Source organism: Dyella sp. (genome assembly GCF_035685805.1).
Taxonomy (GTDB): Bacteria; Pseudomonadota; Gammaproteobacteria; order Xanthomonadales; family Rhodanobacteraceae; genus Dyella_A.
On sequence record NZ_DASSAB010000038.1, the window covers coordinates 20,717 to 43,524 of the forward strand.

The 22,808-nt window shown below is 64.1% G+C and carries 19 protein-coding genes; 8 read left to right on the forward strand and 11 right to left on the reverse strand.

The features are described from left to right. Nucleotides 1-7: 7 nt before the first annotated feature. The 3 genes from VFG40_RS09880 to VFG40_RS09890 are packed head-to-tail and all read right to left on the reverse strand — an operon-like array spanning nucleotide 8 to nucleotide 3,046. Complete coding sequence (locus VFG40_RS09880; protein ID WP_414649283.1) at nucleotides 8-859, reverse strand: DUF1365 domain-containing protein; 852 nt, start codon at nucleotides 857-859, stop codon at nucleotides 8-10. After that, the gene (locus VFG40_RS09885; RefSeq protein WP_324897183.1) at nucleotides 853-2,094 is read right to left on the reverse strand and encodes an NAD(P)/FAD-dependent oxidoreductase; all 1,242 of its coding nucleotides are present in this window, start codon (nucleotides 2,092-2,094) and stop codon (nucleotides 853-855) included. Before VFG40_RS09885 ends, VFG40_RS09880 begins: the two co-directional genes overlap by 7 nt. Nucleotides 2,095-2,101: 7 nt before the next feature. Then, on the reverse strand, nucleotides 2,102-3,046 hold the full coding sequence (locus VFG40_RS09890) for an acyl-CoA desaturase (protein WP_324897184.1): 945 nt from the start codon (nucleotides 3,044-3,046) through the stop codon (nucleotides 2,102-2,104). A 168-nt stretch (nucleotides 3,047-3,214) separates the two neighbouring features. Between VFG40_RS09890 and VFG40_RS09895 the strand changes: the two genes are divergently transcribed. Then, nucleotides 3,215-4,018, forward strand: coding sequence for a pseudouridine synthase (locus VFG40_RS09895; RefSeq protein WP_324897185.1), 804 nt, complete (start codon nucleotides 3,215-3,217; stop codon nucleotides 4,016-4,018). A 115-nt stretch (nucleotides 4,019-4,133) separates the two neighbouring features. Here the strand turns inward: VFG40_RS09895 and kbl are convergent, their stop codons facing one another. Both kbl and tdh read right to left on the reverse strand, forming a co-directional pair. Continuing rightward, complete coding sequence (gene kbl, locus VFG40_RS09900; protein WP_324897186.1) at nucleotides 4,134-5,330, reverse strand: glycine C-acetyltransferase; 1,197 nt, start codon at nucleotides 5,328-5,330, stop codon at nucleotides 4,134-4,136. 200 nt (nucleotides 5,331-5,530) lie between these two features. Further along, entirely contained in the window at nucleotides 5,531-6,565 is a 1,035-nt protein-coding gene (gene tdh, locus VFG40_RS09905) for an L-threonine 3-dehydrogenase, zinc-binding type (RefSeq protein WP_324897187.1), read from the reverse strand. Between the two features lie 547 nt (nucleotides 6,566-7,112). Here tdh and miaA point away from each other — a divergent pair. The 7 genes from miaA (at nucleotide 7,113) to VFG40_RS09940 (ending at nucleotide 14,237) form a co-directional block, all read left to right on the forward strand. Next, nucleotides 7,113-8,063: a tRNA (adenosine(37)-N6)-dimethylallyltransferase MiaA gene (miaA, locus tag VFG40_RS09910; RefSeq protein ID WP_324897188.1), complete on the forward strand. Its 951-nt coding sequence runs from the start codon at nucleotides 7,113-7,115 to the stop codon at nucleotides 8,061-8,063. Between the two features lie 154 nt (nucleotides 8,064-8,217). Then, nucleotides 8,218-8,487 carry an RNA chaperone Hfq gene (gene hfq / locus VFG40_RS09915; protein ID WP_324897189.1) on the forward strand — a complete coding sequence of 90 codons (270 nt, stop codon included), beginning with the start codon at nucleotides 8,218-8,220 and terminating at the stop codon, nucleotides 8,485-8,487. An 85-nt stretch (nucleotides 8,488-8,572) separates the two neighbouring features. Continuing rightward, nucleotides 8,573-9,886, forward strand: coding sequence for a ribosome rescue GTPase HflX (hflX, locus tag VFG40_RS09920; protein ID WP_324897190.1), 1,314 nt, complete (start codon nucleotides 8,573-8,575; stop codon nucleotides 9,884-9,886). Between the two features lie 168 nt (nucleotides 9,887-10,054). Continuing rightward, entirely contained in the window at nucleotides 10,055-11,209 is a 1,155-nt protein-coding gene (hflK, locus tag VFG40_RS09925; RefSeq protein WP_324897191.1) for an FtsH protease activity modulator HflK, read from the forward strand. Then, entirely contained in the window at nucleotides 11,206-12,069 is an 864-nt protein-coding gene (hflC, locus tag VFG40_RS09930; protein WP_324897192.1) for a protease modulator HflC, read from the forward strand. Before hflK ends, hflC begins: the two co-directional genes overlap by 4 nt. Nucleotides 12,070-12,270: 201 nt before the next feature. After that, on the forward strand, nucleotides 12,271-13,563 hold the full coding sequence (locus VFG40_RS09935; RefSeq protein WP_324897193.1) for an adenylosuccinate synthase: 1,293 nt from the start codon (nucleotides 12,271-12,273) through the stop codon (nucleotides 13,561-13,563). A gap of 281 nt (nucleotides 13,564-13,844) precedes the next feature. Continuing rightward, complete coding sequence (locus VFG40_RS09940; RefSeq protein ID WP_324897194.1) at nucleotides 13,845-14,237, forward strand: hypothetical protein; 393 nt, start codon at nucleotides 13,845-13,847, stop codon at nucleotides 14,235-14,237. A 200-nt stretch (nucleotides 14,238-14,437) separates the two neighbouring features. Here the strand turns inward: VFG40_RS09940 and VFG40_RS09945 are convergent, their stop codons facing one another. From VFG40_RS09945 to VFG40_RS09970, 6 genes are all read right to left on the reverse strand, one after another. Beyond that, nucleotides 14,438-14,821 carry a DUF302 domain-containing protein gene (locus VFG40_RS09945; protein WP_324897195.1) on the reverse strand — a complete coding sequence of 128 codons (384 nt, stop codon included), beginning with the start codon at nucleotides 14,819-14,821 and terminating at the stop codon, nucleotides 14,438-14,440. Nucleotides 14,822-14,965: 144 nt separating this feature from the next. Then, nucleotides 14,966-16,525, reverse strand: coding sequence for a DUF2357 domain-containing protein (locus VFG40_RS09950; RefSeq protein ID WP_324897196.1), 1,560 nt, complete (start codon nucleotides 16,523-16,525; stop codon nucleotides 14,966-14,968). 10 nt (nucleotides 16,526-16,535) lie between these two features. Further along, entirely contained in the window at nucleotides 16,536-18,824 is a 2,289-nt protein-coding gene (locus VFG40_RS09955) for an McrB family protein (RefSeq protein ID WP_324897197.1), read from the reverse strand. A gap of 33 nt (nucleotides 18,825-18,857) precedes the next feature. Further along, nucleotides 18,858-20,327: a class I SAM-dependent DNA methyltransferase gene (locus VFG40_RS09960; protein ID WP_324897198.1), complete on the reverse strand. Its 1,470-nt coding sequence runs from the start codon at nucleotides 20,325-20,327 to the stop codon at nucleotides 18,858-18,860. Continuing rightward, the gene (locus tag VFG40_RS09965; protein WP_324897199.1) at nucleotides 20,324-21,118 is read right to left on the reverse strand and encodes a hypothetical protein; all 795 of its coding nucleotides are present in this window, start codon (nucleotides 21,116-21,118) and stop codon (nucleotides 20,324-20,326) included. Before VFG40_RS09965 ends, VFG40_RS09960 begins: the two co-directional genes overlap by 4 nt. Then, complete coding sequence (locus VFG40_RS09970) at nucleotides 21,115-22,806, reverse strand: AAA family ATPase (RefSeq protein WP_324897200.1); 1,692 nt, start codon at nucleotides 22,804-22,806, stop codon at nucleotides 21,115-21,117. Before VFG40_RS09970 ends, VFG40_RS09965 begins: the two co-directional genes overlap by 4 nt. Between the last annotated feature and the right edge of the window lie 2 nt (nucleotides 22,807-22,808).

The following is a 22,808-nucleotide window of genomic DNA, read 5'->3' on the forward strand; positions in this document are numbered from 1 at the left end:
TCCATGGTCATTTCTCGTGATGCTCGGGATGGTCGTGAACGGGTACGCGCTTGAGCCACAACTTCAGGGCCTGCCAGTGAATCGCCCACACCACCTGCAGTGTCATCAGCGGGTAGCGCCACAGCACGCGGGCCAGGCCGGCACCGTCCAGCGGTCGGCGTTCCAGCACCAGCGTGGCGTCGAAGTCGCGACGGTCGCCGTCAAGCACGTTCATGTGTACGCGCAACACGTCCCCCGGGATGCCGAAGCGCCAGTCGTAGCGACGGGCCATCGGCATGAACGGCGACACATGGAAGGTCTTGTCGAACGCCCAGGCCGCCACCGTGCCGCGTGTGCGGCCCTCGGCCAGTGGCAGCACGTAGGCGTGGCGCTCCTTCCACGGCGTGTTGGTGATTTCGGCGACGACGGTTTCCAGCGTGCGGCCATCCGCGGCATAGCAGTAGTAGAAGCTCACCGGGTTGAACACGTGGCCGCCGTAGCGCAGGTGGGTGAGCAGCCGGATCGGGCCGGCCGGACGCACGCCGGTATGCGCGGCCACGCGTTGGCGCACGGCTTCGTCCAGCGGCAGATCCACCGGGCCGAGATAGTCGCTGCGGCGGAACTCGGCCAGGTTGCGGCGATCGCTCGACCACAGCCAGCGCCGTGCGAACAGCGTGGGCAGCTCGGCCAGATCCAGGTACAGCATCGCCATGCGGTACCGGAACGCGTGGGCGCGCGGCGCATGACGCCGATGGCGCACCCAGCCCTCGTAGATGGCGCTGGCCGGCAGGCGCGCCACGGTATCGGTGTCCTCGACCTTTCGTGGCGCGGATGCAACCGCCCCTCCGGCCGCCGACTGGCGCAGCGCCGAATTCACCACTGCACTCCGAGTGCGCGTGTCACTTCCACCGCGCTGCGCATGCCGTCCTCGTGGAAACCCCAGCCCCAGTAGGCACCGGCGAACCAGACCCGATCCTTGCCCTGGATCTCGCCCTTGCGCTGCTGCGCCGCCACCGACGCATGGCTGTATTCCGGATGCGCATAGCGCATGCGGCGCAGCACCTTGGCCGGATCGATCCGGTCGGTGCAGTTGAGCGAGACGCAGAACGTCTCCGAGGCATCAAGCGACTGCAACAGGTTCATGCAGTAGGTCACCGTGCACGCGTCGCCGGGCTTGCTCGGAATGAGGACGTTCCATGCTGACCACGCCTTGCGCCGTTTGGGCAGCAGGCGCGTGTCGGTGTGCAGCACCGTGTCGTTCTCCTGGTAGCGGATGGCGCCGAGCACCTCGCGCTCCGCCGTCGTTGGCTGGACCAGCAGCGGCAGCGCCTCGTCGCTGTGGCAGGCCAGCACGACGTGGTCGTAGCGCTCGCTGCCGGCCAGGGAGGTCACTTCCACACCGTCGGCGTGCCGCCGCACCTCTCGCACCGGACAGGCGATGCGTTCGGTGACGTTCCAGCGCTTGCGCAGGGCGTCGACGTAACGGGTGGAACCACCGCGCACCACGCGCCACTGCGGCCGGCCTTCGACCTGCAGCATGTGGTGGTTGGCCATGAACTGCACGAGGTAACGCGCGGGGAAGTCGAGCACCTTGTCGCTGGGCGAAGACCACAGCGCCGAGGCCATCGGCACGATGTGGCGATCGCGGAACATTGCGCCGTAGCGGCGCTCGCGCAGGTAGTCGCCCAGGGTCGGGCCGGCGTCGGTGGTCTGCAGCAGCGCCGGCGACTCGCGGTAGAACCGGGTGAGGTCGCGCACCATGCCGTAGAACGCCGGCGAGAGCAGGTTGCGGCGCTGGCAGAACAGCGCGTCGACGGTGGTGGTGCCGTACTCGAAGCCGCTCGCCTCGTCGTGCACGGCGAAGCTCATCGTGGTCGGCTGCGAATCCACGCCGAGCTCGGCGAACAGCCGGCTCAGGAGCGGGTAGTTGTCCGGGTTGAACACGATGAAGCCGCTGTCCACCGCGTAGGGGCGGCCGTTCGAGCTGACGTCGTGGGTGTGCGTGTGGCCGCCGATGTAGGCGTTGGCTTCGTACAGGTCCACCTGATGCTCGCGCGACAGCAGCCACGCCGAGGCCATGCCCGAGATACCGCCACCAATGACTGCTATGCGCATGGCGATCTCAGCGCCCGCTGCGCTTGAGGCCGGCCGGTACCGCCTTGAGCTCGCGCACCAGCCCGAACACCGCCATCGTCCGCAGGATGTAGAAAGTCAGGTCGACCTCCCACCAGCGGAAACCCTGCCGCGCCGAGCCCGGGAAGTGGTGATGGTTGTTGTGCCAGCCCTCGCCGAAGGTAAGGATCGCCAGCAGCCAGTTGTTGCGGCTGTTGTCGCGGGTAGCGAAGCGGCGGCTGCCGAAGCGGTGGGCCAGCGAGTTGATCGTTACCGTCACGTGGAACAACACGATGGTGGAGATGAAAAACCCCCACACCAGCAGCTGCGGCCCGTTGGTGCCCAGTTCCGGGTGCGCCACGCCCAGCCAGCGGCCGAGGAAGAACAGGCCCACCGCCAGCGCCACCGGCACCAGCAGGTCGAAGCGGTCGAGCAGGCGCAGCTCGGGAAACTTCACCAGATCGGGAATTTTCGACCAGTCGGTGCGAAACCCTGCGCGGCTGAGGAACCAGCCCATGTGGCTGTGCACGAAGCCGTGCTGCACGGGCGAATGCACGTCCGCCGGGGTGTCGGCATGGCGGTGATGGTTGCGGTGGTGCGCCGCCCACCACAGCGGCCCGCGCTGCACCGCGCTGGCGCCGATCAGCGCGAACGCAAATTGCACCGGCCGCGACGCCTTGAACGCGCGGTGCGAAAAATACCGGTGGTAGAACGCCGTGATCGCGAACATGCGAATCGCGTACAACCCCAGCGCCACCCAGAACGCGAACCACGAAAAGCCGACCCAGATCACCGCCAGGCAGGCCAGGTGCATGGCGATGAAGGGGATCACCCGGCTCCAGTCGACCCGTTGATCGTCGTCGCCCACCTCATCCTGGACGCTGGTGTCGAACCAGCGAACCACGCCCGTGAGCAGGCGCTTGAACAGGGAAACTTGCGCAGTGGGCGTGTCCATCGAGGCGGTCAACCGTAGAGAAGGGGTGAAAAGGTCAGCGTAAGTACGGTCTAACGGTGCGGGCGGATGCACTGCCGCAGCCGAGCTGGGCGGGGCTGGCGACGGAGCGGACGGCCGCTTGAGGACAGCGCTTGCTGCTAGTGGCGGCGGGTCGATAGGCTTTCCCGGATGTCCCCCTCACGCTCCCCCCGGTCGCGCCGCCCGAGCGTCGCCCCATTGGCCCGTTCAACTCCCCGTTTCGGGCTGGCGCGCGTGCTCAGCAAGCTCGGCGTGTGCTCCCGCAGCCAGGCCGAGCAGGCCGTGCGGGCGGGACGGGTGACGGTGGACGGGCGCCTGGTGCTCGATCCCGAGCGGCCGACCGACATCGCCACCGAGCGTGTCTCGCTTGACGCGATAGTGGTCGGTCAGGCCACTGCCGTCTACATCGCGTTGAACAAGCCGCGTGGAGTGGTGGTGAGCGCGGCGGATGAGCGCGGTCGCGACACCGTCTACCGCCTGCTGGAAGGCGCCGACCTGCCGTGGCTGGGGCCGGTCGGCCGGCTCGATCGCGCCAGTGAGGGGTTGCTGCTGCTCAGCAACGACACCCGATGGGCTGCCGGCCTTACCGAGCCGGCACGTCACGTCGCCAAGACCTACCACGTGCAGGTGGATTGCCGGCCCGATGAGGCGCTGCTGGCCCGGCTGCGCGAGGGGGTGGTCGATGCCGGCGAGCGGCTGGGGGCCGTGGCGGTCAGCGTGCTGCGCGAGGGCGAGAAGAATGCCTGGCTGGAGGTTGTGCTCGACGAAGGGCGCAATCGCCACATCCGCCGGCTGCTGGCGGCCCACGACATCGGCGTGCTGCGCCTGATCCGCGTGGCAATCGGCCCGCTGCCGCTGGGCGAGCTGGCGAAAGGGCAGTGGCGGCATCTTCGCGATGACGAGGTGGCTGCCCTGCGGCAGATGCCGGCGACGGACGTTGCCCCCGGCAAATGACCCGCACGGAAGGCCGTACGGCGGTGCGGCCCCGCGCGGATGAGGGCGCGGTCAGCCCGGCGGTGTCATCGGAGCACCGCGCGGCTTCGCCATCACCCGGCGCAGGCGAAGCGGTCTAGTCGATCACGCCCAGCCGCTTGCCGATGCGGGTAAACGCATCAATGGCGCGGTCCAGATGCTCCCGCGTGTGCGCCGCACTCATCTGGGTGCGGATGCGCGCCTGACCCTTGGGCACCACCGGAAAGAAGAAACCGGTGACGTAGATGCCTTCTTCCAGCAGGCCGGCGGCCATCGCCTGCGCCTTCGGTGCGTCGTAGATCATTACCGGCACGATCGGGTGCACGCCCGGCTTGATGTCGAAGCCGGCGGCGGTCATGCGCTCGCGGAAGTAGGCGGTGTTCTCCTGCACCTTCGCGCGCAGCTCGCCGGCGCTTTCGAGCATGTCGAACACCTTGATCGCCGCGGCCACCACATGCGGCGGCAGCGAGTTGGAGAACAGGTACGGGCGCGAGCGCTGGCGCAGCAGTTCGATCACTTCCTTCGGGCCGGTGGTGAAGCCGCCCAGCGCGCCGCCGAGCGCCTTGCCCAGGGTGCCGGTGAAGATGTCGACCTTGTCCATCACGCCGTTGACCTCGGCCGCGCCGCGGCCGGTGGCGCCGAGGAAGCCGGTGCAGTGGCATTCGTCGATGTGCACCAACGCGTTGTACTTCTCGGCCAGCGCGGTGATCTGGTCCAGCGGGGCGATGAAGCCGTCCATCGAGAACGCGCCGTCGGTGGTGATCAGCTTGGTCTTGGCGCCGGCGGCGTCGGCGGCCTGCAGCTGGGCCTCCAGGTCGGCCATGTCGCAGTTGGCGTAGCGGAAGCGCTTGGCCTTGCACAGGCGGATGCCGTCGATGATCGAGGCGTGGTTGAGCGCGTCGGAGATCACCGCGTCCTCCTCGCCCAGCAGCGGCTCGTACAGGCCGCCGTTGGCGTCGAAGCAGGCAGCGTAGAGGATGGTGTCCTCGGTGCCGAAGAACTCGGCGATCTTGGCTTCGAGCTGCTTGTGCAGATCCTGCGTGCCGCAGATGAAGCGCACCGATGCCATGCCGAAGCCGTGGGTGTCCAGCGCCTCCTTGGCGGCGGCGATCACGTCCGGATGATCGGCCAGGCCGAGGTAGTTGTTGGCGCAGAAGTTGAGCACCTTGCGCCCGCCTTCCAGCTCGATCTCGGCCGACTGCGGCGAGACGATGATGCGCTCGGCCTTGAACAGGCCCTGCTCGCGGATGGTGTGGAGCTCGGCGGCGTAGCGGTCGCGGGCGGTGTAGGTCACGTGGGGTTCTCCGTTTTGGGAGGCGGCAGACGCCGCGAATGGCAATCTCGCCCCGCCGTCATTCCCGCGAAAGCGGGAATCCATGTTCGCCGTGGGAGGCGGAGGAGCAAGGCGGATTTCCGCCCACCATCCCTTCGGCTGTTGATAAAGCGTCTCGCGGGAATGACGGCCGTTGAAGGGGCGCGTATGTGGGAAGAGCCTCAGCTCCAGCTGCAGACGACCTTGCCGCAGACGCCCTGGTCCATCAGGTCGAAACCACGCTGGAAATCGTCGATCGCGATCTGGTGCGTCAGCACCTTCTGCAGCGGGAAACCGGTCAGCACCATCTGGGTCATCTTGTACCAGGTCTCGTACATCTTGCGGCCGTAGATGCCCTGCAGCGTGAGGCCCTTGAAGATCACCTTGTCCCAGTCGATGCCGGCGCCGCGCGGCATGATGCCGAGCATGGCGACCTTGCCGCCGTGGTACATCACCTCGAGCATGTCGTTGAACGCGCGCGGGTTGCCGCTCATCTCCAGGCCCACGTCGAAGCCCTGGATGTGCAGGTCCTTCACCACGTCGCGCAGCGACTGGTTGGCCACGTTCACCACGCGGGTGGCGCCCATGTCGGCGGCGAGCTTGAGGCGGTAGTCGTTGACGTCGGTGACCACCACGTTGCGGGCGCCGATGTGCTTGCAGATGCCCGCCGCGATGATGCCGATCGGGCCGGCGCCGGTGATCAGCACGTCCTCGCCGATCACGTCGAACTCCAGCGCGCAGTGCGCGGCGTTGCCGTAGGGGTCGAAGAACGCGGCCAGCTCCGACGGGATCTGGTCCGGGATCGGCCACAGATTCGAGGCCGGCATGGTCATGTATTCGGCGAACGCGCCGTTGCGGTTCACGCCGATCCCGATCGTGTTCGGACACAGGTGCTGGCGGCCGGCGCGGCAGTTGCGGCAGTGGCCGCAGACGATGTGGCCTTCGGCAGAGACGCGGTCGCCTACCTGATAGCCGGTGACGCCCGGGCCGATCTCCACAATGCGGCCGACGAACTCGTGACCGATGGTGAGGCCGGGCGTGATCGTGCGCTGGCTCCACTCGTCCCACTTGTAGATGTGCAGATCAGTGCCGCAGATGGCGGTCTTTTCCAGCTTGATCAGCACCTCGTTGGGGCCGACTTCCGGAACGGGCACTTCTTCCATCCAGATGCCGGGTTCGGCGTGGCGCTTGACCAGGGCTTTCATCGTCTGAGGCATGCATCGATCCGCGGGTAGGGGCAAGCACCCATTATAGGCGTTCGCCCCGACGGCGCCGATCCGTGCCGGGGTCTGGCCGCCTGGGCGCGGCCGATCGCGTCGCGGCGGCGCCGCGGCAGCTCAGTGCAGCGCGCGATAGACCAGCGAGAACACCACGCTGATCGCCACGCACACGGCCAGCCAGAAGCCGACGTTGTTCTTGTGCCAGAGGGGCGGCTTGCTCATCGTAACCGGCTCCGCCCGCCGCGGCTGCGAATCGCTGCCCGCGCGGTCCGCGACGCGGGCGAATTCCACCCACACCGGGCCGCGGCCAAAGTCCTTGCCAAAACCATGGGTGTTCATTTTCCTGGATTCCCCGGATCAGTGTGCCATCACGGCCGTGCAACAGCAGCTTGAAGGCTTACGGCCGCACGAAACGGGACTTGAGCCGCAGATCGGTCGCCCCGGCCGGGGCCGAACGAGTGCCACCGCAGTGTTCCGGCCGCAGCCGGCCCGAACCGCAGCCCCGCAGGGCACGGCGGCGCGACGCGCCGGTAGAATCCGGCCGATGCCGCACGACACCCGCCCCCTCGCCATCTTTTTGATGGGACCCACCGCCTCGGGCAAGACCGCGCTGGCCTGCGCGCTGGCCGAGCAGTTCGCGCTGGACCTGGTCAGCGTCGATTCGGCGCTGGTCTACCGCGGCCTGGACATCGGCAGCGCCAAGCCCGATCCGGCCACGCTTGCGCGCCACCCGCACGCGCTGGTGGACATCCGCGACGCTGCCGACCCGTATTCGGCGGCCGATTTCCGCGCCGACGCGCTGCCGGTGATGCATGCGATCAGCGCGCGCGGTCGCGTCCCGTTGCTGGTGGGCGGCACCGGCCTGTACTTCCGGGCGTTGCAGCACGGGCTGTCGGCATTGCCCGAGGCGGACCCGAGCATGCGTGCGCAGCTCGCCGCCGAGGCGGCCGAGATCGGCTGGCCGCAGCTGCACGCGCGGCTGAGCGGCTGCGACCCGGTGGCGGCGGGGCGGATCGGCCCGAACGATGCGCAGCGGATCCAGCGTGCGCTGGAGGTCATTGCGCTCACCGGGCGCCCGCTGTCCGAGCTGCAAGGCACCGGCGTCCGCGCGTCGTTTCCATGGCGGGTGCTCAAGCTGGCGCTGTTGCCGGCCGACCGGGCATCGCTGCATGCGCGCATCGCGGGGCGCTTCGACGCCATGCTGGCCGCGGGGTTTCTGGAGGAGGTGCGCGCCTTGCGGGCGCGCGGCGACCTGCATGCGGACCTGCCGGCGATCCGTGCGGTGGGCTATCGCCAGGCGTGGCAGCACCTTGACGGCCTGTTCGACGCCGCCGAGCTGCGCGAGCGCGGCGTTTTCGCCACCCGCCAGCTGGCCAAGCGGCAGATGACCTGGCTGCGCGGCGAGCTGGATGCCCGCGTGCTTGATCCCGAGCTCCCGGCGCTGGCCGAACGGGCCGTCGACGCGGTGCGGCTGTTTGTGGGGCCGTCGCGCTAAGCGTTTGATGTGACAGAGCGCCGGGTACCGCAAGACACCGGTCAATGCGCCTTTCACGGCGCATTTAAAAGCAGTTAAGATCCCTGAAGCTTGGTCCGGAGCGGGGCGCGCTTTTTATCCGGACCGCGGTTTCGCACGGGGGAGAACCAGAACAATGTCCAAAGGACAGTCTTTGCAAGATCCATTTCTTAACGCCTTGCGCCGAGAGCGCATTCCGGTCTCCATCTACCTGGTCAACGGCATCAAGCTGCAGGGCACGGTGGAGTCGTTCGACCAGTTCGTGGTGCTGCTGCGCAACCAGGTCAGCCAGATGGTCTACAAGCACGCCATCTCCACCGTGGTGCCCAGCCGCAACGTGCGCGTCGGCAATGGCCACGATGGCCATGACGCCGCTGCCCCGGCACCCGCCGAAGCCGAGGACTGAGCCGTCCCGGCGACGCCGCGGATGCTTGATCGTCACGTGCCAGCCCCCATGACAGGGGTTTGCCCGGCAGGACATCCCCGCACCCGTGTTTGACAGACAGAAAAAAGGCGACCGCGCGCTGCTCGTGCTTCCGCATTCGCGCAGCGAAGGCAACGCGGCGCGTCGCGCCGACGAGTTCGCAGAATTGGTGAAGTCCGCCGGCGCCGAGATCCTCGGCACCGTCGCGGCGCGCGTGGAAGACCCCAACCCGCGCTTCTACGTGGGCACCGGCAAGGCTGATGAGGTCGCCGAGATGGCCCGCGCGGTCGAGGCGGACGTGGTGCTGGTCGACCACCTGCTCACCCCCGTGCAGGAGCGCAACCTCGAAAAGCATCTCGGCGTGCGCGTGGTCGATCGCGCGGGGCTGATCCTGGACATCTTCGCCCAGCGCGCGCGCTCGCACGAAGGCAAGCTGGAAGTGGAACTGGCCCAGCTCAAGCACATCGCCACCCGGCTGGTGCGCGGCTGGACCCATCTGGACGCCCAGCGCGGCGGTGCCATCGGCAACCGCGGCCCGGGCGAAACCCAGCTGGAAACCGACCGTCGCCTGCTCGGCGAGCGGGTCAAGCAGCTCACCAAGCGGCTGGAAAAGGTGCAGACCCAGCGCGGCCAGCAGCGCCGTGCACGCCTGCGCAACACGGTGCCGCGGGTGGCGCTGGTCGGCTATACCAACGCCGGCAAGTCCACCTTGTTCAACGCGCTCACCACCGGCGGCGTCTACGCGGCGGATCAGCTGTTCGCCACGCTGGATCCCACCGTGCGCAAGGTCGACGACCTCAGCTGCGGCCCCGCGGTGATTGCCGATACCGTGGGTTTCATCCGCGACCTGCCACATGACCTGGTGGCCGCCTTCCGCGGCACCCTGGCCGAAGCGCGCGATGCCGACCTGCTGCTGCACGTGTGCGACGCCGCCGACGAGGACCGCGAGCGGCTGCACCGGGTGGTCGATGGCGTGCTGGAGGAGATCGACGCCGGCGAGATCCCGCAGCTGCAGGTGATGAACAAGATCGACATGCTCGACATGGCGCCGCGGATCGACCGCAACGGCGAGGGCCGCCCGGTGACGGTGTGGCTTTCTGCCGCGCAGGGGCTGGGGCTGGACCTGCTGCGCGAGGCGCTGGGCGAACTGCTCGGCGGCGAGCGGGTGCAATCCGCGCTGCAGCTGCCGCTCTCGGCCGGGCGCCTGCACGCCCGGCTCAAGGCGGCCGGTGCCATTGCCGGCGAGCGGGTGGACGAGGACGGCTGGCACCTGGACATCGATGCTCCGCGCAGCGTCATTGCGCCGCTCAGCGGCGGCGCGGACGTCGATGCCACGCTGCTGCGCGAGCTGCTCCAGCGCACCGGCGAGGCCGCCGCCTGAGCGGGCAACGCGCGGTTGGCTCTGCTAGAATCGTCGCCGTTTGTGCCCATGCATGCGGCACGGCCGGCCGCTCCGGCAGCAGCACCCGAAACGCGTCATGACCCCATCCCCAACACCTGTGTTCCGGCTGTTTTTGCCGGCCTCCCAGCGGCCCCAAGGAGACTGACCATGGCCTGGAACGAACCCGGAAACGGGCAGCGCGATCCGTGGGGCAAGAATCGCCAGAACGGCAGCAAGCCCAACGTCGACCAGTTTCTCAAGAGCCTGCGCGCCCGCTTCGGGCGGCTCGGCAGTGGCGGCGGCGGCATCTTCACCATCGTGCTGGCGCTGTTGCTGGCGGTGTTGCTGCTGAGCAGCTACACCATCATCAACACCAGCCAGGCCGGCGTGGTGCTGCGCTTCGGCCAGTACACCCGCACGCTGTCGCCGGGCTTCCACTTCAAGCTCCCCGCGCCGATCGAGACGGTCAACAAGGTCGAGACCACGCGCATCCGCTCCATGTCCGACCAGGTGCGCATGCTCACCAGCGACGAGAACATCATCGCGGTGAACTTCAACGTGCAGTACCAGGTGTCCGACGCGCGACGCTACCTGTTCTCCACCAGCAACCCGGAGGACACCCTGGCCCAGGCGGCCGAGGCCGCCGTGCGCTCGGTGGTGGGCGCGCACTCGATGGACGACATCCTCACCAGCCCGGGCGACGCCGCGGCGGCGGCCGAGGCGCTGCCGGCCGGCGCCTCCAGCATCGCGTCGGCGGCACCGGCGCCGGCGAGCAAGCCGCCCGCGCAGGACCGCGTGACCCTCCAGCAACAGACCCGCGACGCGCTGCAGCGCACACTCGACAGCTACAACGCCGGCCTCATCGTCACCGACGTGAGTTTCCAGAACGTGGCGCCGCCGCAGGAAGTGAAGGCCGCCTTCGACGACGTCAACGCCGCCCGCGAAGACAAGCAGAGCTCGGTCAACAAGGCCTATGCCTACGCCAACCAGATCGTGCCGCAGGCCACCGGCAAGGCCTCGCGCATTGCCGCCCAGGCGGACGGCTACAAGGCCGAGCGCATCGCCCGCGCCACCGGTGACGCCGAGCGCTTCAACCTGCTGCTGAAGGAATACAAGGCCGCCCCCGAGGTCACCCGCCAGCGTTTGTGGCTGGAGACCATGGAGCAGGTGATGGCGACCAATCCCAAGGTGGTCGACGGCTCCGGCGGACGCAACATCATCAACCTGCCGCTGGGCCAGAGCACCAACACGCTCGACAGCGGCACGACCGGCGCCGGTGTCACCGTCACCGGCGATGCCACCACCAAGGAGTCCCAGCCATGAAGATCGCTACGGGCATCCTCGTCGTCCTGCTGGTGCTGATCGGCTTCAGCAGCATGTACATCGTGAGCGAAGGTCAGACCGCGCTGCTGCTGCAGTTCGGCCGCATCGAGCGCACCAGCGACCAGCCGGGCCTGCACTTCAAGCTGCCGCTGGTGCAGCAGGTGATGCGGTTCGACAACCGCATCCTCACCATGGACGCGCAGCCGGAGCGCTACTTCACCTCCGAAAAGAAGAGCGTCAACGTCGACTTCTACGTGAAGTGGCGCATCGACAACAACGCCGACTACTACCGCGCCACCGGCGGCGATCCGCTGCAGGCTGCCCAGCGGCTGAGCCCCATCGTCAAGAACGCGCTGCGCTTCGAGTTCAACGGCCGCACCCTGCAGGAGCTGATCGCCGGCGGGCGCAAGGACATCACCGACAAGGTGCGCGAGCAGACCGACGCCGCCGCCCGCAAGAACCTCGGTATCCGCGTGGTGGACGTGCGCATCAAGCGCATCGACCTGCCCGACGAGGTCAGCGACTCGGTCTACAAGCGCATGCAGAACGAGCGCCTGCAGCTGGCCAACGAGCTGCGCTACACCGGCGAACAGATGGCCGAGAAGATCAAGGCCGACGCCGACCGCCAGGGCCAGATCCTCGAAGCCAACGCCGAGCGCGACGCAGCCAAGGTGCGCGGCGAGGGCGATGCCCAGGCCGCGGTCATCTACGCCCAGGCGTACGCGCAGGACCCGGAGTTCTTCGCGTTCTACCGATCCATGGAGGCCTATCGTCACGCCTTCAGCGACGGCAAGGGCGTACTCATCGTCAAGCCGGACGATCCGTTCCTGAAGTACTTCCAGAGCGCCGGCAAGCGCTGAGAACCCGTTCCGCAACGCGCTTCAGACGAGTTGGCGGGCCGACCGATTCGGCCCGTCGCCCCGGTGACCCGGGGCGCGGTGGCTCCTGAAGCATGTGCAGGACACGGCACCGCGACGTCGCAAGCGCCAGGGCCGTGGCAACACCGGCAGTAACGACCAGACCGCCCCGCCGATCGGGGTGCATCAATCAGCGAGAAGATCATGGGCAAGTCAGTAGTCATTCTTGGTGCCCAGTGGGGCGACGAGGGCAAAGGCAAGATCGTCGACCTGCTGACCGAGCGGGTCAGCGCCGTGGCGCGCTTCCAGGGCGGCCACAACGCCGGCCACACGCTGGTGATCAAGGGCAAGAAGACCGTGTTGCACCTGATCCCCTCGGGCATCCTGCGCGACGACGCGCTGTGCCTGATCGGAAACGGCGTGGTGCTTTCGCCGGCCGCGCTCAAGCACGAGATCGAGGAGCTGGAGGCCAACGGCGTCAACGTGCGCCCGCGCCTGAAGATCAGCCCCGCCACGCCGCTGATCATGCCGTACCACATCGCCGTGGATAAGGCGCGCGAGATCAAGGCCGGCGGCAAGGCTATCGGCACCACCGGTCGCGGCATCGGCCCGGCGTACGAGGACAAGGTCGCCCGCCGCTCCATCCGCGTGGCCGACCTGATGTACCCGCACGAGCTGCCCGAGAAGATCAAGGCCGCCGTGGAGTACCACAACTTCATCCTTACCCAGTGGCTCAGCGCCGAGCCGGTGGACTACCAGACCGTGCTGGACGAGGCGTTGAGCTACAGCGAGTTCATCCGCCCGATGGTGGACGACGTGGCCACCATCCTGCACGACGTGCGCAAGGAAGGCGGCAACATCCTGTTCGAGGGCGCGCAGGGCGCGCTGCTGGACATCGACCACGGCACCTATCCGTACGTCACCTCGTCCAACACCACCGTCGGCGGCGCACTGGCCGGCACCGGGGTGGGCGCGGGCGACATCGACTACGTGCTGGGCATCTGCAAGGCATACGCCACGCGCGTCGGCTCCGGCCCGTTCCCCACCGAGCTCAACGACGCCATGGGCGAGCGCCTGCGCAAGGTCGGCAGCGAGTTCGGCGCCAGCACCGGCCGCCCGCGCCGCTGCGGCTGGATCGACCTCGTCGCACTCAAGCGCGCCGTGCAGATCAACGGCATCAACGGCCTGGCCATCACCAAGCTCGATGTGCTTGACGGCCTGCCCAGCATCAAGGTGTGCATCGCCTATGAGTACCGCGGCAAGCGCCGCGAGCTGGCTCCGCTCGACGCGGACGGCTGGGACGAGTGCAAGCCGGTGTACCTGGAGTTCCCGGGCTGGGAAGAGTCCACTGCCGGCATCCGCGAGTGGGACAAGCTGCCGCCCGCCGCACGCGCCTACCTGCGCTCGCTGGAAGAATTGTCCGGTTGCCGCGTGGCCCTCGTCGCCACCGGCGCCGACCGCGACGACACCATCATCCTGGACGATCCGTTCGCCTGATCAGCCCCGTTGATGTAACACGAAAAAGCCCCGCATCGCGGGGCTTTTTCTTTGCTGCACCGCGCACGCTTTTCTCCCTCTCCCCTCGGGGAGAGAGCCTGCCCTCGACCTGATCGGGGGGCTGGGGTGAGGCCGGGCGCTCGCCGCGCCCCTGGGAGAAAAGCCGCCACCCCTGCGCCCCTGTGAACACCAAGTCCACCCCCAACCCCCAATCCTCCACAACCGCCCAACCCGCCAAGCCACACAATGAGTGTCAGCCCATCGCAACGAAGGAGACCGCCATGGTCGACATTCACCAGCGCGACATTCCCAACGAAAACCAGTTCGACGCCATCCGCGAAAAAGCCGAGCGCGAACAGCTGCAGGTGGAGGGTGAATCCCGCGAGGCTACCCGCGGCCCCGGCAGCGTCGGTGGCCGCAGTGGCAACGGCCAGATGAAACCGCACGTCACCGGCCAGGCTTCCGGTCGTTCCAATGATGCCGATCCATCCATCGTGCCGGAGGCCATCGACGCGGATCTGCAGTCCGACCGCGACACCCAGAGCGGCGGCACCGCCATCGATCGCGAAGCGCGGGTCGAAGAGCGCAAGCAGCGCGAAAGCGGGCAGGGCCGCTCAGGCCACCAGGGGGAAGGCATGGACCCGCCGCCGGGCGCTCCTACTCGCGGCAGCTAGGCAGCCAGCCCATGCTGTGTGGACGCGCACGGCCTCGCTGGCCTGCATGTCCTGCAGCACCCGCACGGCAGCAGAAAAAAAGCCCCGCGTTGCGGGGCTTTTTTGTGCCCCATGGTTCGCCTGCCAGCGCTGTGGGTCACTCCGGGGAGGATAGGCATGAGGCAGACCGGCGCGGTACCGGCCACCGTTTCTGCGACAGCTCAGACCGCCTCGTCGATGATCGCCTTCATCGTCGCCTCCACCCCGCGCGCCGCCTCGGCAATCCGTGGGTCGCTGGAAATCAGCGCCAGCTGCTCGGTCGGCGGCACCATGCCGATCCACGTCGCGCCGTCCTGCTCGTACACCGACACCCGGCACGGCAGCGCCGTGTTCAGCGTCATGTCCATCGCCAGCACCTCCGACGCCTGCTTCGGGTTGCACACCTCCATCACGATGCAGCCGTTCGCCAGCGCAAACCCCTTGTCCGCCAGCATCTGCTTGAAGTCGTAGGTGTGCAGCACGCCAAATCCGTGCGCCTTCACTGCCGCCTGCATGGCCTCGACGGCCTGGGCGAGGGGTTTGGATGTTTGCTTCTTGTAGATCATGGTTCCGTCTCCTCTTGGGCGAATCGTCTCGCACTTCAGGCCTCTGCGAGTAACGGTTTTTAAGCATGGACGCTACTACGTGGATACTTCGATGTGAGGTGGCGCGTCGCAGATCTGTTGCAGGTTCCGCGACCTCCACTACAGCTAAGAGCCTGCGCTGAAAAAGTTCTCGAGAATTTCGGCCAACTCGCCATCATCCTGAGCCACGCCCAACGGCGCGACGCCGACACCGTGTTCCGTGAGGAAGCTGCGCGCCTCCAACCACTCGGCTCCCCCTGATCTCGGAATCAGGAGAAGCGAAAGCTGGGGACGCAGCCCATTCCATCGCAGGGAGTCGCTGTAAAGATGTGCCGATTGCATGCCGTCGAGAACGCCTTGGCGACTAGTTCGGTATTTCGCGTCAAGTACGAGAAAGGCGCTTCTCTCTGGTGACTTGAGCGTAACCACAATGTCCGGAATTCGAAGGCCAGAAATGCTCTGAAATCCCTGGAAGGAGGGTTGGTCCCATGCTGGAAACTTCGGTTGAAGCAAGACTTGAACGGCGACGTTTCCAAGGTTCCCTTTGTAGTCGAGTTGATCCTCCCCGCCTGACCGTGAATAGACGGGATGCCATGAGATGTCGGGGAGCAGCTTCTCGACGATCTGGATAACTTTGACAAAGCACCAGCGCTCATAGATTTCCCAGGAAGGGCTTATCCAGAGATTGTCGCTTCGATTGTCCCCAGCCAAGCCAGCGCGCAAGACGCGCCACGCTAGGCGGAAGGCACGGGCGTACGCAGGGTGCGCGGAGACAGCGTTGAGTCCGGCTGCGGAAATCTCGCATCGACTAGTCGATGCGAACGGATTGATCTTGTCGAGCCGTCGCAGTGACCTGTCGAGGCTCTTGAGGAACAGAAGCCGCCTTTCAACGCGAGGTGCCAATGCGGTTCTCGTCTGGCTTTCCTGTTCCTTCTCGACTGCTAACCGAAGTGCCTCTGAAACCAGGCGGACTCGCCGTATTACCGTTTGTCGCACGGCGGACATAGTCCGATTTGCCGGGTTGTCGAGTCCGTCATAGGCAATCGGTACGTTCAGGAGCGTCGAGCCATCGATGGCTTCGGAGGCGGCTGTTCCGCGCATCAGCGCTAAGGCGCCGGGACTCGTAAGGGCGCTTCGGATGGTATGTGGGTCAACTCGCTTCGCTTGATTAGGCTTTCGGAGAGCACGTTCAGAGCAGAGTCTTGTCAGTGGCTTTGCGGCGACGACTTGAAGTGATGCCAAGAACTCAGGGCCGTAGCGCCTTAGTCGTGCGTATTCCAGGTGCGGATTCCTGGCGTCACCCATGGCACCAACACTGGTTTGCGCAGCTTCGGTACCCGCAACCAGCTGCGGGTCGAAGGAAAACAGCTCATCGATCATCTGATCGAACTGAACTCGCCCCAGCTTGTGCTGGCTCGGAGACACATCGAGCAGAAATGTCGAGGCGACGTTGCCGCTGCCGTCGGCCAGTTCGGCGACGACGTTGCCAGCGAAGAATCCCGGCTCCCACAAGAAAGCGGTTTCACCTTCGTGCAAAGTAGGGCGCAAGGCCTCATCGTCTATGAAAAGCTGAGCGTCGGAAGGTGCGCCAAGAAAGTAGTAGCGCCCACGCTCCGTAAATCCTGCACAGAGCTTCGAATCGCTGATCTCGATGGGTTCACCGTTGTTGTCAAGGCACCGCAACATGTCGTTGGACTCACCGCCAGAAGCGGGCGCTGCCCAGATGGTTCAAGTCATCCAGTAGCTCTTTTACCTTTTCCGCAGATTGGAGCAGCGATGCCTCGTGGAGAACCTTTTGAACACTCCTAAAGGCATGCTGCAATCTAGGCGTGTCCTCACCCCGCAGCTTGGGGAGAATTTTCGAGTAGATGGCGTGGTCGAAGGCCTCATCAAAGCCGATGAACCCACCATCGAGAGCGGCACGGATATACCCAAGCACATCATCGATGGTTCGCCAGCCGAAATGGAGACGCACCGGGCGAAGCGCTTCCATCAGTTGCTGAAGCGTCTCTCGAATCCTTTGTACTTGCTCTGCTTGGAGGCCACTCGTCGCCCAGCTCGGGTACTGACTTATGTCGATGTCCCAAAACTCGATAACCGATGCACGATCGAGCACCTTGTCACTCAAGCCATGGGTGGTCTCATCCATGTTTACGGTGCCGATCAAAAACAGGTTACTCGGGTAGGCGACTCGCGCAGGTATCCCGTCCACCTCATCTCCCTGAGCGTGTAGCTCGATCGCCTTGCCCGTTTCCATCGCCGATAGCAGCGGAGCCAGATATTGCTCTGGATGCGAGAGATTCATTTCATCGAGGATCGCGGTGTACGGACGGTCTGGATCGAGAGAGGCCTCCAGAAGGAAATCAAGAAACTGGGTTCGAACATAAGTCTGGCTATCCAGCGGATTCACGAATCCGAGCAGGCTTGCCGGGTCGTGCCACCCAGGCTGAACTGGGACCACGAGCAGGCCCTTATCGTTGGCCGAGTCGGGCTCATTTGACCAGAGTCCGCGTGCGTAGCTGCATGCGAGCAGCGTCTTTCCTGCGCCACTCAGTCCGGTAAGCACAGCAAAGTGCCGACGTTGATGACTCCAGAGACCTGCATCCAGGCGCCCCACCAATGTGTCGTTGAACAGAACACCGGTGGGGAAGGTTCCCACAATTTCTTTTAGGCTGGGCTTTGCATAGGTGCTGTCAGGCGCTTCTTCCGAGGCTTGGCTTGCAGCGCCATTCGGAGCCTTGGTGGGGGGTTTGACGGTCTCAAGGGGAGGGAGGGCGCCCGGACTCCAATGGATCTTGCTGGCCCATTCACGGCCGCGCTCAGTGAGCTCCAAGATGCCGGGTTTTGTCAGCTCGACAAGATCCATGGCCTTGATCCAATTGATCATGGCCGTTGGGGCGAAGCTGCTTGTCCACCCGGGGTTAACCTGTTGCAGGTCAAGGATCAGTTGCTTCTGCGGGCGGGGGCCATCCCGAAGCAGATAGAGCGCGTTGTCGAAGCCGAGAATTCGGGTCAGCAGCCAGTCGGCAACCTCTTCGGGATCTCCGGTTTCGAGAAATGCTTCTCCGCGCGGTGTGAGGGAGAGCTCGTCGCCGGATGCCTTCAGTACGCCCCATTCGGCGATGAGTGCGTTGATGTTCGTGCCAACTGATCGTGGGGCCAGTTTGGGGTTGATGGAGAGAATGTGGTCGTGAAAGTCCTCTCGTTTGCAGCCGTCCTTTGCAAATTCGATCATCGCCCGCACGGTCGGCAAGGATCCGCCAATGGCCAGCATACCCCGCCGTCTGCGGTCGGCAGGCAATGGTTTAAGTACTTCTTCACCGGCCACTGGGCCTGCCACTGAAGTAGCCTCGTCCCCCTGATCCTGGACATGGGTTACATACAAATCCCACGGCAGGGTCATCCTTTCCAGCCATTGCGCATCGCTTTCACTAGCTGTGCCAAGTGCGATATCCAGCCGATCGAGCACGTGCCTATGGAGCATCAAGGGATGTTCGACTCCCTTGCTTACGCCCATCGTGCGTGCGAGTTGCTTGAGTTTTTTGTGGTGGGCAATCGTGGTGAAATCACGCGGGTGCAGCGCGGCGAAGACTCGATACATCTTCAGCCAAGGTATCCGGCCTCCTGCTTTTCCGATGAGGGCAAGTAGTTCATCCCAGGCTGTAGCCAGTGCTTTTGCTCTCTGGCCGGGATCGCTCGGGAGAGCCATCTTTTTCACATTCCAGAGCAGCTCAGCGATCTCGGTGCTTTTGATGATCTCCGACACATCCACGTGTCCCATGCCGGTTGCCGAGATCGACTCGTTCTCCCAGAGGTATTGTTGGAACGCAGGCGTAAGGAATTCTTCATGGCCTACCTCGCTAACCCGACGCAGATGCTGAGATAGCTTTGCCGTCCAGTTTGTATGTGACTCGGGTGAGCGCTTAGCTCTCGCCGATTCGCATGCCTGGCGCAGCCCTTCGTCAGTCGTGAGTTCCGTGGCCATGAAATGTCTCCGTCAATGAATGACTGTTGGATTTCAGAGATCTGACGAGCGAGGCAGCGCCGCAGCAACGTCTCGGAACGACCTAAGCGCCGATTCCAAGTGCTCCACGATCTCTTGCGCCAGCACGTCCGGAGGCGGCAGGTTGTCGAGGTTGTCGAGGCTGTCGTCCTTGAGCCAGAAGATATCGAGGCTGGCCTTGTCGCGGGCGACGAGCGTCGTGTAGTCGAAGTACTTGAAGCGCTCGGTTTCCTTGCGCTGGTGGCGGTTGGCCGGGTGGTAGCAGTCAATGAAGTCCTGCAGGTCCTCGCGCTTAAGCGGGCGGGTCTTGAGGGTGAAGTGCTTGTTGGTGCGCAGGTCGTAGATCCACACGCCTTTGGTGTGAGCCTTCGGACTGGCGGGCCTTTTGTCGAAGAACAGCACGTTCGCCTTCACGCCCTGCGCGTAGAAGATGCCCGTGGGCAGGCGCAGCAGGGTGTGCACGTCGCAGGTTTCCAGCAGTTTGCGGCGGATCTTCTCGCCGGCACCGCCTTCGAACAGCACGTTGTCCGGCAGCACCACGGCGGCCTGGCCGGTGATCTTGAGCATCGAGACAATGTGCTGAAGGAAGTTGAGCTGCTTGTTAGATGTGGTGGTCCAGAAGTCCTGGCGCTCGTAGGTCAGTGCGTCACGGTCTTCCTCGCCGTCCTCGTTGGTGAAGGTCATGCTGCTCTTCTTGCCGAAGGGCGGGTTGGCCAGCACGTAGTCAAAGGTCTTGTACGGCTCGGAAATCAGCGCGTCGGAGCGCTCCACCGACGGGGCGCCGTCCAGCTCGCCGATGTTGTGCAGGAAGAGGTTCATCAGGCACATGCGGCGCGTGCCGGGCACGATCTCGTTGCCGTGGAAGGTCTCATGGCGGAGGAAGCGCGCCTGCTTCCGGTCCAGGTTCATGCCCGGCCGCGTGAGCCACGCATGCACACCAAGAAAGAAGCCGCCCGTGCCGCAGGCCGGGTCCGCCACGGTCTTCAGCGGCTGGGGGTTCACGCACTCCACCATGGCGTCGATCAGCGCGCGCGGCGTGAAGTACTGGCCGGCACCGCTCTTGGTGTCCTCGGCATTCTTCTGCAGCAGGCCCTCGTAAAGGTCGCCCTTCACGTCGGCGTCCAGGCTCAGCCAGTTCTCCGCGTCGATCATCTGCACCAGCCGGCTCAGTTTGGCCGGGTCCTGGATCTTGTTCTGCGCCTTGAAGAAGATCGCGCCCAGCATGCCCGGCTCCTCGCCGAGCTTGTGCAGCACGGTGAGGTAGTGCGCCTCCAGCGGCTCGCCTGTCTTGCTCTTCAGCGTGGTCCAGTCGCAGCTGCGCGGGATGTGCGTGTCGCGGTTGTGCGGCGGTTGCGCATACTCGTGCGCCAGCTTCAGGAACAGCAGGTAGGTGAGCTGTTCCAGATAGTCGCCGTAGCCCACGCCGTCGTCTTTGAGGGTGTGGCAAAAGTTCCAAATCTTCTGGACGAGGGTGTTGCTGTTCATAGAAGCGCCTCTACCCAAGCCCTATCGCGATATGAGCCAATGGCGGATCGGAAAAAGCTCGAATATTCTTGATCAGGGGAAAGGTAATTCTTTAGTTTGTCAACGACGGCTGCAGGAGCCTCGTGCTCAAAACAGTCAAGCAGGAGACTCAGAGTTTGCCAGTGACTTCGCTTACTCTCAGGTGTATTCCATTCGTTGAAGCCAAGCCTTCTGATTGTGTATTTAGCGCGATCGAATTCCCAGGTATTCTCGGGCGCGCTTGGCTTAACCTCCCCGTCAGTGCAGTCTGCCAATAGCGCGCAGTCACCTTGGTTGCACGGATCCAATAGCCTCGGGAACTCTTCTTCCAGAGGGTCCGATGCAGGCTGCCAACGGCGCGCCTCATCTTGGATCGGGAACTCATTGGCCTTGCCACGCAAGGTGTCGCTGTCATCTTTTTCAGGTCGATTGCATCGCTGGCATGAAAGGCGAAAGTTCGACCATTCGTATGCGAGCCAGTAATAGCCGTCATAGTTGACGAGTGGGATGCCATCCACTGTGACGCGCAATTTGGGCCGAAAGTGATCAACATCGAGCGGTGCCCGCGTGCTTTTTGCTTCGCAATACCAACACTTGTTTCTGCTGATATGTGAAAGCCATTTCTTTAGCTGCTTCCAGCTGCTGTGCTTTCCTAGATAGTTGGATCTAAGCTCATGCGTAGCCAAGGCCCCGAAGGCTGCAGACCGCACTTTGTAGACCGTATTCCATCGAGGCGGCAGGAGAGGAGGCGCGGGTATGGAGATGAAGATCAACCCTCGTCCTCCCGCAATCTGTGAAGGAGACTCTGCACCAGAGCACCGAGGGCTCTTTCTTTGTTTTCTGGGGTCACAATGGCGCCATCAATCGGCGCGTCGGATGCCAGATCGAATCTAGCTCGAAGGTATTCCTGTTCCAGTCTATCTCGCGATGCAAAATTGAAGTCCAAGCCTTTCAGTCGCTCACGAATTTCCGCGAGCTTAGCTCGATCAGGCGCGCTGAGCGTAGCTTGTGCTTTCGTGGAGAGCTGATGTAGCGCCAGCAGGTCATCATTTGTTGGCTTGTCCAAGCTGGAGCCCAATCCGAACATGTCGCTGGTAACGATGCCGGCGAAGCCCATTCCTTTTGGATCTACAGCAGGATTTTCGGCAATCACACTGTGTGCTTCCGGCTCACGATACAAAATTTGTACTTGCTCCTTGACAAGCTCCGCAATCGCTAACGGATTGTGAGTGGTTAACACAATATGGCTGTTGTCTCGCGCGTCACTGTGATGGCCAACAAACGATTTTAGATAGTTCAGATAGTCCACACACCAACGCGGATTCAGGTGAGTGTCGGGCTCATCTAATAAAAAGAGGCTTTCGTTTTCGGCGGTGAAGCGAAGAAGTCCCAATACCGTCAGTAATTGCTGTTCGCCTTCGCTTAACTCACGAAACGTTACGCTGCTATCGTTCTTCTTGAGGCGAACGCGGATGCGTACCTCTTCGATTAGCTCTGAAACATGCGTGCTTTCCAGGTCTCGGAAAAATTGCGCTGGCGCTTGATCGCCCACCAAACGCCGTAGCGCGCCGATATCTTTCACGTACAGGTATTTGAACTGTAGAGTTTGCTTGTTCCAAATGGATGTGGATATGCGCCGGCTGATCTCGATGGGCGCCAGGGCAATATCGTATAGGCGTGCAAGAAAATCTCGCACGACGCCGCGCGCATTCCAGAAGCGCGGATCACCATCCGAGGCCTTAGACTTCCACGGTGGCTGCCTGATCACAAACAGCACTGACTCAATGCCCTCATCAGGATCAAGTCCAAGATGCTTATCGAGAAACGTTCGAACCACGTCGGACTGCTGAATTAGGAAAGCCAACAGTACGAACTGGCTGTGCACCGGCATGGCATAAAACAAGCGCTTCAGGCCAGGATCTTCGCCATTTCTGAGCTTGTTGTCGTAGCTCTCCAGATAAGGGCGGAACACGTCGTGCATGCGCAGGCTCTCGCCTGAGTAGTAGCTGAACACGTAGCGCGGCAGATAGAGGTGCTCGTCCGAGTGGAGTGCGGTTAACTTGATTTTCTTGCCTCGCTTGGCCGAAATTTGTTCCTGGTCGTCAAAGGACGAAATCAAGGTGCCTTCACCTCGGGCTTCCGCATCGGTCGCTACATGGATGACGAACGGTTCTTTCTTGCGGTCCGGATCCGCATCAATGTGTATATGCATGGTCGCGTCCCCGTTGCCCATGCGATAGGCCAGTTGAAAGACAAATTCAGGCATCCGTTTCTTAGCTATGAGATCTCGAAATATGATTGCGATAGCTTCGAGGACGTTAGATTTGCCTGTGCCATTCCAACCGATGACCACCGTCACCCAGTGATCCTGGTCGAAGTCGATGGTGACATTCTTCAGGTTCTTGAACCGATGCGTCGGGCTGTCTTTGGGACTTCCGAGAGTTACTTTGTCTAGGCGCATGG